Source organism: Mesorhizobium sp. M1142 (assembly GCF_040318565.1).
Classification (GTDB): Bacteria; Pseudomonadota; Alphaproteobacteria; order Rhizobiales; family Rhizobiaceae; genus Mesorhizobium.
In genome coordinates this window covers 185,544-198,353 of record NZ_JAMYMK010000001.1, presented here as the reverse complement: position 1 = coordinate 198,353, position 12,810 = coordinate 185,544, and the positions used below count along the sequence as shown (strand labels likewise).

The window sequence follows — 12,810 nt, the reverse complement described above, 5'->3', positions numbered from 1 at the left end:
CAAGCGGTGGAACGTCGAATGATCGCCCCCTGTTTCATGGACGATACGCTCGAATGTCTTCGCCGCCATGAGGTAGAGATCGAACCGCTGCTGGCGCGGGTGGGCCTGCCACCGGTCATTTCCCAACCGATCTCCGCGGAGCAATACGGCGCTCTTTGGCATGCCGTTGCTGAAACCATGGACGACGAGTTCTTCGGCGAAGGGGCTCGGCCGATGCGGTCCGGCAGTTTCGCGCTGCTGTGTCACGCGCTTCTGTCGACCAAGACGCTGGAGCACGCACTGCGCCGAGGCCTGCGATTCCTGCGCGTGGTCCTCGATGATCCTCACGGTGAACTGATCGTCAGGGACGGACTTGCCGAGGTCATCTTGAAGGATACCAGTCCGCTGCGCTCGGCCTTTGCTTACCGCACCTTCTGGATCATCGTCCATGGCGTGAACTGCTGGCTGGTGGGCCGGCGCCTGCCGATCCGCTGGGTCGATTTCAAATGCAGCGAGCCACCCACCGGAACCGACTACCGCCTGTTTTTCGGCGCCCCAGTGCGCTTCGATCAGCCGGAAAGCCGGCTTGTCTTCGATGCCGATTTCCTGACGCTGCCTGTTATTCGTGACACGCGCGCCTTGCGGAAATTTTTGCGCCAGGCGCCAGCCAATATTCTGGTGCGTTATCGCCACGATGAGGGGCTTTCCGCCGCCATTCGCGGACGTCTGCACACGACGGTTCCATCCGCGTGGCCAAGCTTCGAAACACTCGCTGCGGGAATGCGTATTCAAGCGCCAACCTTGCGCCGCCGACTGCAATCGGAGGGGCAAACCTATCGTTCCATCAAGGATGAAATGCGCAGAGCCTTGGCGATGGAAGCGCTGCTTGGCGGCAGCCAAAGCGTAGCCGACCTATCCGCCGACATCGGCTTTTCCGAGCCAAGTGCCTTTCATCGGGCATTCCACAAGTGGACCGGCAAAAGCCCCGCATCGTTTCGCCGAGAGGCCGCATCGAAGCTCAATGCGCAGGACAGATCACCCGTGACTTCGGCGGGGCCGCACGCACAGAGCGCATTGAACTACAAACATTGCAAAATCGATCACCAAATCTGAGCGCTTCGGTCATCGTATGCCACTTTGCTCCGTTGCAACATGTTCGGGCGAGGAATTCTCGCGCGGGCATGAACAATGCGGATCAAGGATAAAGCTTTTTTGGTTACAGGCGCCGGCTCCGGGTTGGGGGCAGCGGTCGCACGAATGTTCGCGGCTGAAGGTGCAAACGTGCTTGCCATCGATGTGAACGCCGCGGCCGGCGAAAAAGTCGCCGCGGAACTGGGCGGCGCGGTGCGCTTTCACCGGGCCGACGTCACCAGCGAAACCGACGGCATTGCCGCGGTGGATCTTGCCACGAACACGTTTGGGCGCATCCACGGACTGGTGAATTGCGCGGGTATAGCGCCGGGTGAAAAGGTCCTGGGGCGGGACAAGCTTCACAGCCTCGAAAGCTTTGCGCGCACGATTACCATCAATCTTGTCGGCACCTTCAACATGCTGCGGCTTGTCGCCGACCGCATGGTGAAGGGAGAGCCCGACGCTGACGGCGAGCGCGGGGTGATCGTCAACACAGCCTCGATTGCGGCATTCGACGGGCAGGTCGGTCAGGCAGCCTATGCGGCGTCAAAGGGAGGTGTCGCCGCGCTGACGTTGCCGGTCGCGCGGGAGCTGGCTCGCTATGGCGTGCGCGTCGCCACCATCGCCCCGGGCATCTTTGAAACACCCATGATGGCGGCCATGCCGCAAGAGGTCCGGGATGCCCTCGGCGCGAGCGTACCGTTTCCGCCGCGCCTGGGCCGCCCGGATGAGTATGCCAGCCTGGTGAAACACATCTGCGAGAACACGATGCTGAACGGCGAGGTTATCCGTCTCGACGGCGCGCTGCGCATGGCGCCCCGATGACGGGCACGGCAGGAGGGTCGGCTGAGTGACCTCTCGTGATCCAATGGTCATCGTTGGGAGCGCCCGGACGCCCCTTGGAGGGTTCCAGGGGGCCTTCAAGGACGTTGCCGCCGCGCAACTTGGCGCGGCCGCCGTCCGCGCTGCCCTGGAGCGATCCGGAATCGAGATGGACCTCGTCGATGAGGTGCTGCTCGGCTGCGTGCTGTCCGCCGGTCAGGGCCAGGCGCCTGCGCGCCAAGCAGCCATCGCCGCTGGCCTGCCGCTCAGCGTTGGTGCCACGACCGTAAACAAGATGTGTGGGTCCGGCATGATGTCAGCAATGCTGGCCCACGACCGCATTGTCGCTGGTTCCGCGGCCATCGTCGTGGCGGGTGGGATGGAGAACATGACCAACGCGCCGTATCTGCTCGATCGTGCGCGTTCCGGTTATCGCCTCGGGCACGACAAGATCGTCGATCATATGTTCCTGGATGGCCTTGAAGACGCCTACGACAAAGGGCGGCTCATGGGGACCTTCGCCGAGGACTGTGCGGAAGCCTACCAGTTTAGCCGCAGCGCCCAGGATGCCTTTGCACTCGCTTCCCTGGAAAAGGCTCGGAAGGCCATCGCTGGTGGCAGCTTCCTCGAAGAGATCGTCCCTATAAAGGTAACGGCGGGCAAGACCGAGCGCATCGTCGATGAGGACGAACAACCTGCGAAGGCAAGGCCGGAAAGAATCCCCGCGCTAAAGCCAGCTTTCCGGGAGGGCGGTACGGTAACGGCGGCGAATTCCTCGTCGATCTCGGACGGCGCCGCGGCACTCGTCCTCATGCGCCGTTCGGAAGCAGACAAGAGGAGCGTTGGTCCTCTCGCCACAATCCGTGGCCATGTCACCCATACCCAGGCGCCCAATCTCTTCACGACCGCGCCGATCGGCGCCATCCGCAAGCTCTGCCAGAGGATTGGATGGAATCTCAGGGATGTGGATCTCCTTGAGATCAACGAGGCTTTCGCCGTGGTGCCAATGGCTGCGATGCGCGACCTCGGCCTGCCGGAAGACAAGGTGAATGTGCATGGCGGCGCATGCGCGCTTGGCCATCCGATCGGCGCGTCGGGCGCGCGCATCATCGTCACCCTGGTTGCCGCACTCCGGAAATATCAGCTGAGGCGCGGGATAGCGGCAGTCTGCATCGGTGGGGGCGAGGCCACGGCATTGGCTGTGGAATGCATCATGCCTTGAACAAGCCGCGCCGAATGGGGAAGGCAGCCGCGCAAATCTCGAAGTCAGCTTGATGCGCCAAGTGGGCATCGCATCGAAGCATCAATCAACGCCCACAATGCTAAATGGGAGCCATCGCATGAAAAAATCACTCTTGTTCGCGCTTGCCGCGACCGCGCTCGCCGCGTTCAGCGGCAGCGCCTGGGCTGACATTCTGATCGGCGTCGCCGGTCCGATCACCGGCCCGAACGCCGCCTTTGGCGCGCAATTCCAAAAAGGCGCCGAACAGGCAGCGGCCGATATCAATGCCGCCGGCGGCATCCTCGGCCAACAGATCAAGATCCAGGTTGGAGACGATGTCTCCGATCCGAAACAGGGCATCTCGGTCGCCAACAAGTTCGTCGGTGACGGGGTGAAGTACGTGGTTGGCCACTTCAACTCGGGTGTGTCGATCCCCGCCTCTGAAGTCTATGCCGAAAACGGCGTGCTTGAGATCTCACCTGCGTCCACCAATCCGCAGTACACCGAGCGCGGTCTCTGGAACACGTTCCGCACCTGCGGCCGTGACGATCAGCAGGGCAAGGTTGCAGGTGACTATATCGCCGCGCACTTCAAGGACGCCAAGCTTGCCATTGTCCATGACAAGAGCCCATACGGACAGGGACTCGTCGACGTGGCGAAGAAGGTAATGAATGCCGATGGCATCACAGAAGTGATGTATGAAGGCATCAACATCGGCGACAAGGATTTCTCCGCTCTTATTGCCAAGATGAAGGAAGCCGGTGTTACGCTGATCTACTTCGGCGGCCTGCACACCGAGGCCGGCCTGATCATGCGCCAGTCTGCCGATCAAGGCCTGAAGGCGACTTTCTTTTCAGGCGACGGAATGGTTTCCAATGAACTCGCCGCGATCGCCGGTGACGCCGTCGTCGGCACACTCAACACCTTCGGCCCGGATCCACGCAGGAATCCAGCCGCCAAGGATATCGTCGAGAGGTTCCACGCAGCCGGCTTCGAGCCGGAAGCCTACACGCTATACTCATACGCCGCGGTCCAGATTATCGCCGCCGCAATCGCTAAAACCGGCTCCGCCGATGATGCGATGAAGGTAGCCGAAACCATCAAGGGGTACGGGTCGTTCAAGACCGCCATCGGCGACTTCGGCTACGACGCCAAAGGCGATCCGACGCGTCCTGACTACGTCATCTATGAATGGAAGAAGGGCGAGGACGGAAAACCCACCTATTTCGAAAAATAAGAACTCGGGATGATCATTTTCAAAGGTGCCCGGTGTCATAGCCGGGCATCCCGTGGATGGGATCATTCCCGAAGAACCCTTGCCAGCGCATGCAAGTCGGTGACTTCGCGGCGAAACAACCGCACTTGCGCGCCAACAGAAGCGGTGGAAACGATGAAAGAAAGTCTAATTCGGCTTCGGGCATCCAGCTCCAAGGGACACCACTCCGGTTGCCTTGTTGATGGGCCGACGCTGATCCGGATTTTCGGTGACGCGGTGGCGGAAATCTTGATCAGGTACGATGGCAACGAAGGTCGTCTGGAAACACTGGATGCTGAGTTTCTTGGTGTTGTGAGGGCCGGCGAGTACATCGAAGTACGCGCCAAGCTGACGCAAAGCCAAGGTACGTCGCGAAGGTTCGAGTGTACTGCCCACAAGGTGATTGAACTAATCCTGCCGAATGGTCCATCAGCCCGGGCCCTCCCTGAACCGGAACTCGTGGCAAAAGCAACCGCTGTAGCGACTGTGCCTCGAAAAATGGCAATCAGCCCAAGCTTGAACGTCGTCAGAAATGCCGGCTGAGTTGATTGCCGCCATCCATGGAGAAAACATGATTTTACTGACCAGATCTGTTGTCCAGCCATGGCATTGCGACATGATGGGTCATTTGACAACGCGGCACTACGTGGCGTTCTTTGATGATGCTATTAATGTGCTGATAAGCCATGCGACGAATTGGTCTGTGACCGAGCCTGAATGGGCCGACAAGGGTTGGGCCGACGTCCGACATGAGATCGATTATGTAGCGGAGGTCTCCGCCGGCGTGATCGTCGAGATCTATGGTGCAATCCGAGACCTCGGCCGCACCTCGATTGAGACCGGTCTCGAGATGCGCAGACTGCACGGAGGCCAACTCTCAGCCAAAATGTCTGCGAAATCGGTCTTTTTCGACCTCGTCGAACGAAAGTCAATCCCGCTGACCAAAGCGATGATTACCCGAGTGAAAAGCAGCGAGACAGCTAGGATTCCAAGAGTAGTAAGTGGATCCGTTTCGACGTTAGCCGCGAGGGAGTAGAGCGGCAACGGCACGGCGGACGAGATGTCGGTTTCCATGACCAAGAACGGCGTCGTGATGCCGATGCTGGCTGACTTATCGTCGGCTGCCAGGAACAGGGCGTTTCGCAGGACAGACCTTCCGGGACCATCGGCCGCTTCATGATCGTCACAAGCCATGCCGACGACCTGCCTATGCCCATTCCACCCGACACAGATCAACCATCGATCGAGGATGCTATTTCGTGAATTCGCATACAGTCCGCACCTATAAGTCCGCCGAAAAGCTCGCCCGCGAGGACCAGCTTGCCTGGAAGGTCGCGTCCGTCGCTTCCGACAGCGTGCCGCTCAACGCCGACGTGGTGGAGATGATCGGCAACCGCATCATCGACAATGCGTCGGTCGCCGCCGCCTCGCTGGCGCGGCACCCCGTGGCCAGCGCCCGCGCGCAGGCTGTCGCCCATCCGTTACTGCCCGGCGCCACCGTGTTCGGCCTGCCGGCCGCCAGCCGCGTGTCGCCCGAATGGGCGGCGTGGGCGAACAGTGTCGCGGTGCGCGAACTCGACTTCCACGACACGTTTCTCGCCGCCGACTATTCGCATCCGGGCGACAACATCCCACCGATCCTGGCCGTCGCCCAGCATTGCGGTCTGTCAGGAGCGCAGCTCGCCATGGGCATCGCCACCGGCTACGAGATCCAGGTCGATTTGGTGAAGGGCATCTGCCTGCACGAACACAAGATTGACCATATCGCCCATCTCGGACCGTCGGCCGCCGCCGGCATCGGTACCGCGCTCGGTCTTTCGACAGAGGTGATCTATCAGGCCGTGCAGCAAGCGCTGCATGTAACGACAACCACCCGCCAGTCGCGCAAGGGCGAGATTTCGAGCTGGAAGGCCTATGCGCCGGCCTTTGCCGGCAAGATGGCGGTGGAGGCCGTCGACCGGGTGCTGCGCGGCGAGGGCGCCCCGTCGCCGGCCTGGGAAGGCGAGGATGGTTTCATCGCCTGGCTGCTCGGCGGCCTGAAGGCGGAATATGTCGTGCCGCTGCCGCAGAAAGGCGAAGCCAAGCGCGCCATCCTCGACACCTACACCAAGGAGCATTCGGCAGAATACCAGAGCCAGGCGTTAATTGACCTTGCGCGACGCATGAGACCGAAGATCGGCGACCTCTCGAAGGTGGCAAGCATCGTCATCCACACCAGCCATCACACCCACTATGTGATCGGCACGGGCGCCAACGATCCGCAGAAGATGGACCCAGGCGCCAGCCGCGAAACGCTCGACCACTCGATCATGTACATCTTCACCGTGGCGCTGGAGGATGGCGACTGGCATCACGAGCGCTCCTATGCGCCGGAACGCGCCAACCGGCCCCAGACGGTGGCGTTGTGGCGCAAGGTGAGCACCGTCGAGGATACTGAGTGGACGCGGCGCTATCACAGCCACGATCCGAGGGAGAAGGCGTTTGGCGGTCGCGTCGTCGTCACACTAGCGGACGGCCGCATCATCGGGGACGAATTGGCGATAGCCGATGCGCATCCGCTTGGCGCGCGCCCCTTTACCCGGCCTGACTACGTCAACAAGTTCCGCACGCTTGCCGAAGGCATCGTCGCGCCGGCCGAGCAGGATCGCTTCATCGCCACCGTCGAGCGGCTGCTGGAGTTGAAGCCGGAGGAACTGGGATGGCTGACGTTCACCGTCGACGCCGACAGGCTGGGCCCGGCGGCGGCGGCAGGCATCTTCGACTGGAATCGCCAAGGGAGGGTGACATGATCACACCCAAGAAGTCGGTTGCGCTGTCCGGCGTCATTGCCGGCAATACGGCGTTGTGCACGGTCGGACGCAGCGGCAACGATCTGCACTATCGCGGCTATGACATTCTCGACGTCGCCGAGACCTGCGAATTCGAGGAGATCGCGCATCTGCTGGTGCACGGCGCGCTGCCGACGGTTGCCGAGCTTGCGGCCTACAAGGTCAAGCTCAAGGCGCTCCGCGGCCTGCCGCAGATCGTCAAGCAGACGCTTGAACTGCTGCCGGCCGCCACCCATCCGATGGACGTGATGCGCTCGGGCGTTTCGGCGCTGGGTTGCGTGCTACCCGAGGTCTCGGATCACAACCATCCCGGCGCCCGAGACATAGCCGACAGGCTGCTCGCCTCGCTGGGCTCGATGCTGCTCTATTGGCACCATTTCGCGCATAATGGCCGGCGTATTGAAGTCCAGACCGACGACGAGTCAATCGGCGGCCACTTCCTGCATTTGCTGCACGGCTCGGCGCCGAAGTCTTCCCATGTCAAGGCGATGCATGTTTCTCTGATCCTCTATGCCGAGCACGAGTTCAACGCCTCCACCTTCACCGCGCGCTCGATTGCCGGAACCGGCTCCGACTTCTATTCGGCGATGTCAGGCGCGATCGGCGCGTTGCGCGGACCCAAGCACGGCGGCGCCAACGAGATGTCCTATGAGATCCAGAAGCGCTACGTCGATGCCGACGAGGCGGAGGCCGACATCAGGCGTCGCGTCGAGGCGAAGGAAGTCGTGATCGGCTTCGGCCATCCCGTCTACACGGTCGCCGATCCGCGCAACAAGGTGATCAAAACTGTAGCCAGGCAGCTTTCGGTGGAGGCAGGCACGACGAGGATGTTCGACATCGCCGAGCGTATCGAGGCCACCATGGCGGATACCAAGAAGATGTTCGCCAACCTCGACTGGTTCAGCGCCATCTCCTACCATATGATGGGTGTGCCGACGGCGATGTTCACGCCGCTCTTCGTCATCTCGCGCACGTCCGGCTGGGCGGCGCACATCGTCGAGCAACGGCAGGACAACAAGATCATCCGTCCTTCGGCCAATTATGTCGGGCCCGACAATCTGGATTTCGTGCCGATCGAGCGCCGTGGTCGCACAACTGCCGGCCAGAAGGCGGCTTGAGGAACAGACATGCCCTATCTCGTAGCCTGCGACCTTCCCGAAAAGCCGGCCGGCGAGCGCTTCCGAGCGTTGGTCGATCGTGGCGGCATCCTTCAACTGCCCGGCGCGCATAGTGGTATGGCGGCCCTGCAGGCAAAGGCCGCCGGCTTCGATGCGCTCTATCTTTCGGGTGCTGCCATGACCGCCTCGATGGGAGTGCCGGACCTTGGCATCATCACCGTCGATGAAGTCTCGTTCTTCATCCGCCAGATCGCGCGCGCCAGCGGGCTACCGCTGCTCGTCGACGGAGACACCGGTTACGGCGAAGCGCTCAACGTCATGCACATGGTGCGCAGCTTTGAGGAAGCCGGCGCCGGTGCGGTTCACATCGAGGACCAGCTGCTGCCCAAGAAGTGCGGGCATCTCAACGACAAGAAGCTCGCCGAGGCGCATGACATGGCGGCCAAGGTGGCGGCCGCGGCAAAAGCCCGGCGCCATCTCTATGTTATCGCGCGTACCGACGCTGCGGCGAGCGAAGGGCTCGACGGCGCGGTGGCGCGGGCGAAGCTCTACATGGAGGCCGGCGCCGATGCGATCTTCCCGGAAGCGCTCAACACGGCGGAGATGTTCCGTGCCTTTGCCGCGCGGATGCCCGGTGTCCCGCTGTTGGCCAACATGACCGAATTCGGCCGCACGCCCTACTTCACCGCCTCCGAGTTCCAGGACATGGGCTACCGGATGGTGATCTGGCCGGTGTCGTCGCTGCGCGTCGCCAACAAGGCACAGCAGAAGCTCTATACGGCAATCGCCCGCGACGGCGGCGCCCACAGCATGGTCGAGGCGATGCAGACCCGGGCCGAGCTCTATGCCATGATCGGCCTGCATGAGTACGAGGCGTTGGACCAGTCCATCATCCAGACTGTAATTCCGGAAGGCATGCCGCAGCGGTGAGTGGTGGGCGTGAGGGCTATGTGCACGCGAGCCCTTCCCGGCATTGTTTCGACTTCCTTTGCTCATTCGGAGTTGTCACCAGGTTCGCCACCGAAACGACAACATACCAAGGGTATGGCTCGGCGAATTACCGACTAACTGAGTGTTTTTGTTGAAATATGGCCCCCCCTCCGAGCCTACCTTCTTCACCGGATTGCAGGCGACACGATGTGACTCGGTTTTCTCAAATCTCCACCACCACCCAATGTCGGTATCGGTCGTTGCGGGTTCACGACAGGCCTTGCGTGGCCCCGAATTTGGGCCGACATCCGGTCGCAACTTTTGGCTGTGCAGCGCCACGCAGATCGACGCCGAGGATACTGTTGTGTGGTGAAGACTGCTGGGATGCTTCGCTACAACTTTATCAACAATATCGCGGGCGGAGAAAAAACGATCTGGAATGCTGGTAAACGCTGGCGAAACGACGACCTTTTTAATAAGATATTTCAAGCTGCTAAATTTGGCGCATAGTTGCATCCCGCGTTAGGGGTGGGGGCGTCTTTCCGATGATCGATTCAGATGTATTCGATTTTGCCGAACGCTGCCGGAAACACACCGCAACCGGCCCACTATTGAGTGACCTTCTCGATACCGTAAGAAACCTAGGTTTCGAGCACCTTATCCTGAGCGGAGTTCCTCTTGGCGGCCAGAAACTGGCGCCGATGGTTGAACTCAACGGGTGGCCTGAGGGTTGGTTCGAACGATATGTCGAAGCGGAGCATGCCGCGGTCGACGGCGTTTGCATCTACTCGGCAAAGACCCTGAAGCCATTCCTGTGGGCCGAAGTCCCTGCAAAATGGTCTGACACAGAAGCTTCCCGGCGCGTTGCAGGGGAGGCAACGGAGTTTGGCATCTGGAGTGGCTTCGCGGTGCCTATGCTCAGCGTCCATCATTGGCAGTCTGTCCTGTCCTTCGCGTCCTCGCAAAGGGCTTGCAGTCTGTCGCCGCGTGAACAGGTGCAACTGGTAACGATGGCGGTATACGCCGGCATGTCAATCCAGGCGTTGTCGGATGTCGAGGACGAAGGTGACAACGTCTTGACGGATCGGGAAAAAGAGGTGCTGCTGTGGGCGGCCGCCGGCAAGACTTCGTCTGAAACTTCCCAGATCCTCGGGCTGGCCGAACGCACGGTCAAATGGCATGCTACCCGCGCCCGCGAGGCGTTTGGCGTCGGGACGACCACGCAAGCTGTAGTCGAAGCGGTGCGCCGGCGATTGATCCACCCCTGATTGCGTCAACTGTCCGATCGGACAGGTGACGTACTTTAGCGTGGCTGCAACTATCATTCAGGGAATGTTAGGGGCGCGCGCGATGATTGCTGCCTATGTCGTCAATGCGCTGAACACGCACCTCTACGAAGACGAGTTCGAAGAGTTTTTGCGCCGCCGGTACAAGTTCTTCGTGCATCAGAATCGCTGGTGCCCTCCCAGCCCAGACGGTCGCGGGCCAGACCAGTTCCATAAGGACGCGGCGATCTACCCGCTGGGGTCTCGAAGGCGGTCGCGTGATGACCTACAAGGTCAGTGCCTGTGCCCATCCGGCTCAGAAGCGGCACCTAAGTTGCAGTGTCAGCGATCGAAGCTCGCCCCTATGCGAGGTCTGTCTTCGGTCTTGCTATTGGGAAGATACGACGGAAAACCTAGGAGGCTACAATGAGTGACTATTCGCGAAGGACCGTCCTGAGGGGCACTGCGGCGGCTGGCATACTTACCCTCCTTGATTCCTTGCCGGCGCACGCGTCTGACGTTCCAAAGACTCGATACTCTGCCTTCTCTAAAGAAGGCAAAAAGTCACTAGGACTGTACGCGAAGGCAGTCAAAGAAATGCAAGAATTGTCAAAGAAGGACCCTACCGACCCGCTGGGATGGCTGTATCAATACAAAATGCATTGGTTTCCGGATGATGGTAATTCTCAACTGGCCGCCGGGGGATTCCCTGCGCTCATGAAGGCGCAGCAGGCGGAGCTTGACCTATATTTCGGTGTGGCTAGCGATAAAAATACGAAACGAAAGGACGCAGAGGCGACCTGGGGGAAATGCCCTCACACACTGGGAGGTTTTCCAACCAACATGGATTTCTTGCCTTGGCACCGGCCATACCTCTTCTTTTTTGAACGCATAGTTCGAAAGCTTTCCGGCGACGATGGTTTCGCTCTTCCATATTGGGGATACATGGATGGCGCCGGTAGCCAGGTTTTGCCTGAAGAATTCAGACAAGATGCCAGCAGTCCACTGTTTCATGATCGATCTCCAGCTAGTAATGGTGGCGACCCTATGAATAAAAATAACTTTGTTGGGAATTTTTGGAAAACAGAGAAAGACAAATACGAGCTTTTAACCCGGGCAATTGAAGGAACGCCTCATGGCGGGGTTCATAATGAAACGGGACTTGGCGGGAAGGATATGTCGAGCCTGTTTACGTCACCGAGGGACCCCATCTTTTGGCTGCATCACTGCGAGATCGATCGCATCTGGGAAGGTGCAATGAAGGCAAACTTCAAAATGCCAACCGATGGATGGCTTGATCGCGAGTTTAGCTTTTTTGACGAAAACCGCGCGCTGGTCAAAGTTGCCACGAGGGACGTGTTGAAACCGGAGCAGATCGCCAAATGGCCCGGATACAGTTATCATGAGGTTCCACGACCTCCATCGGCGCCAGTAGTGGTCTTAGCCATGCAACCCACTAACAGACGTGTTATTGCGACTAGTACCAACGTGATAGTTAAAGCTGGCTTGCGATCTGAGACAATTGCTGAAACGAGTGAGATATCCAACATGTCTCCACTCGTCGAAGGGGGTGCCAAGAGCAGCAAAATAGAAATATCCGATATCTCTATCGATAGGCAGGTTGAAGCGAACGTTGACTTATATCTAAACGTTCCGAACGAAGGCGATTCTAACAAGATCGATGAGTTCCTCATAGGAACAATATCGACGTTTTCGCTCTTGCCAATAGCTTCAGGTGGGGGGCACGACGGGCATGGAATGGATGGTCCGCCAAACATACTGTCTTTCGATGTCACATCCCTCGTAGCAAAACTTCAAAAGGAAGGATTGTGGGATGGACGACTCAATCTGACCACTAAGGAATCGATAGGTTCTTTGGATGGCGCTTCGCTCACTTTGGGTAAGGTCGAGCTTGTCGAAATTAGCGCGGGGTTGCCGCAGCAGTAGGACCGCAAAAATTTGGCGCTCTTGGCGGTGAAATGACCGCCGATGTCCCGAACTGCCCCGTACGGGCGGCCCATAGTTGGTAGCCCGTGCCGCTCTTCGGCCTTCCTGAAGTCCTGCGCCCTGTACGAACCTCGGATTGACGCCAGGCGGCCAACACTCGGACAAGGCTTGAGACGAGGGAACCGTTTTTTGCACCGTCTTCCGGGACGGACAAGACGGCAGTTTGAACCGACCAACAGGCGCCTCGCCGCGCTCGGCCGCAACCGTCAACCTGTCGAATATTCGTCCATGGCACAAATCGCGCTGCACGATT

General features: G+C 59.8%; 12 protein-coding genes. All 12 read left to right on the top strand.

Annotation, left to right across the window (positions count from 1 at the left end):
* Nucleotides 1-6: 6 nt before the first annotated feature.
* The 12 genes from NKH42_RS00970 to NKH42_RS00915 all read left to right on the top strand — a co-directional run bounded on the left by NKH42_RS00970 (nt 7) and on the right by NKH42_RS00915 (nt 12,497).
* Nucleotides 7-1,092, top strand: a complete 1,086-nt coding sequence (locus tag NKH42_RS00970; protein ID WP_352973794.1) for an AraC family transcriptional regulator — start codon at nt 7-9, stop codon at nt 1,090-1,092.
* A 75-nt stretch (nt 1,093-1,167) separates the two neighbouring features.
* Nucleotides 1,168-1,935 (top strand): 3-hydroxyacyl-CoA dehydrogenase, encoded by a 768-nt coding sequence (locus NKH42_RS00965; protein WP_352973792.1) that lies wholly within the window; start codon nt 1,168-1,170, stop codon nt 1,933-1,935.
* 43 nt (nt 1,936-1,978) lie between these two features.
* Complete coding sequence (locus tag NKH42_RS00960; RefSeq protein ID WP_502906402.1) at nt 1,979-3,154, top strand: acetyl-CoA C-acyltransferase; 1,176 nt, start codon at nt 1,979-1,981, stop codon at nt 3,152-3,154.
* 118 nt (nt 3,155-3,272) lie between these two features.
* Nucleotides 3,273-4,391 carry a branched-chain amino acid ABC transporter substrate-binding protein gene (locus tag NKH42_RS00955; RefSeq protein ID WP_352973788.1) on the top strand — a complete coding sequence of 373 codons (1,119 nt, stop codon included), beginning with the start codon at nt 3,273-3,275 and terminating at the stop codon, nt 4,389-4,391.
* A 153-nt stretch (nt 4,392-4,544) separates the two neighbouring features.
* Nucleotides 4,545-4,952 carry a 3-aminobutyryl-CoA ammonia lyase gene (locus tag NKH42_RS00950; RefSeq protein WP_352973787.1) on the top strand — a complete coding sequence of 136 codons (408 nt, stop codon included), beginning with the start codon at nt 4,545-4,547 and terminating at the stop codon, nt 4,950-4,952.
* 28 nt (nt 4,953-4,980) lie between these two features.
* Nucleotides 4,981-5,445 (top strand): acyl-CoA thioesterase, encoded by a 465-nt coding sequence (locus NKH42_RS00945; protein WP_352973785.1) that lies wholly within the window; start codon nt 4,981-4,983, stop codon nt 5,443-5,445.
* A gap of 223 nt (nt 5,446-5,668) precedes the next feature.
* Nucleotides 5,669-7,198, top strand: coding sequence for an MmgE/PrpD family protein (locus tag NKH42_RS00940; RefSeq protein ID WP_352973782.1), 1,530 nt, complete (start codon nt 5,669-5,671; stop codon nt 7,196-7,198).
* The gene (gene prpC / locus NKH42_RS00935; protein WP_352973781.1) at nt 7,195-8,355 is read left to right on the top strand and encodes a bifunctional 2-methylcitrate synthase/citrate synthase; all 1,161 of its coding nucleotides are present in this window, start codon (nt 7,195-7,197) and stop codon (nt 8,353-8,355) included. The genes NKH42_RS00940 and prpC overlap by 4 nt, the downstream gene beginning before the upstream one ends.
* 9 nt (nt 8,356-8,364) lie before the next feature.
* Nucleotides 8,365-9,285: a methylisocitrate lyase gene (gene prpB, locus NKH42_RS00930; RefSeq protein ID WP_352973779.1), complete on the top strand. Its 921-nt coding sequence runs from the start codon at nt 8,365-8,367 to the stop codon at nt 9,283-9,285.
* 366 nt (nt 9,286-9,651) lie between these two features.
* On the top strand, nt 9,652-9,795 hold the full coding sequence (locus NKH42_RS00925; protein WP_352973777.1) for a hypothetical protein: 144 nt from the start codon (nt 9,652-9,654) through the stop codon (nt 9,793-9,795).
* A 35-nt stretch (nt 9,796-9,830) separates the two neighbouring features.
* Nucleotides 9,831-10,553: a LuxR family transcriptional regulator gene (locus NKH42_RS00920; protein WP_352973775.1), complete on the top strand. Its 723-nt coding sequence runs from the start codon at nt 9,831-9,833 to the stop codon at nt 10,551-10,553.
* 423 nt (nt 10,554-10,976) lie between these two features.
* Nucleotides 10,977-12,497 (top strand): tyrosinase family protein, encoded by a 1,521-nt coding sequence (locus NKH42_RS00915; protein WP_352973772.1) that lies wholly within the window; start codon nt 10,977-10,979, stop codon nt 12,495-12,497.
* The last annotated feature ends 313 nt before the right edge of the window (nt 12,498-12,810 follow it).

Bases quoted from the DNA above. Each gene is read 5' to 3' on its own strand.
- NKH42_RS00965 (WP_352973792.1), top strand. From the start codon at position 1,168: ATGCGGATCAAGGATAAAGCTTTTTTGGTTACAGGCGCCGGCTCCGGG.
- NKH42_RS00960 (WP_502906402.1), top strand. From the start codon at position 1,979: ATGGTCATCGTTGGGAGCGCCCGGACGCCCCTTGGAGGGTTCCAGGGG.
- NKH42_RS00955 (WP_352973788.1), top strand. From the start codon at position 3,273: ATGAAAAAATCACTCTTGTTCGCGCTTGCCGCGACCGCGCTCGCCGCG.
- NKH42_RS00950 (WP_352973787.1), top strand. From the start codon at position 4,545: ATGAAAGAAAGTCTAATTCGGCTTCGGGCATCCAGCTCCAAGGGACAC.
- NKH42_RS00945 (WP_352973785.1), top strand. From the start codon at position 4,981: ATGATTTTACTGACCAGATCTGTTGTCCAGCCATGGCATTGCGACATG.
- prpC (WP_352973781.1), top strand. From the start codon at position 7,195: ATGATCACACCCAAGAAGTCGGTTGCGCTGTCCGGCGTCATTGCCGGC.
- prpB (WP_352973779.1), top strand. From the start codon at position 8,365: ATGCCCTATCTCGTAGCCTGCGACCTTCCCGAAAAGCCGGCCGGCGAG.
- NKH42_RS00920 (WP_352973775.1), top strand. From the start codon at position 9,831: ATGATCGATTCAGATGTATTCGATTTTGCCGAACGCTGCCGGAAACAC.
- NKH42_RS00915 (WP_352973772.1), top strand. From the start codon at position 10,977: ATGAGTGACTATTCGCGAAGGACCGTCCTGAGGGGCACTGCGGCGGCT.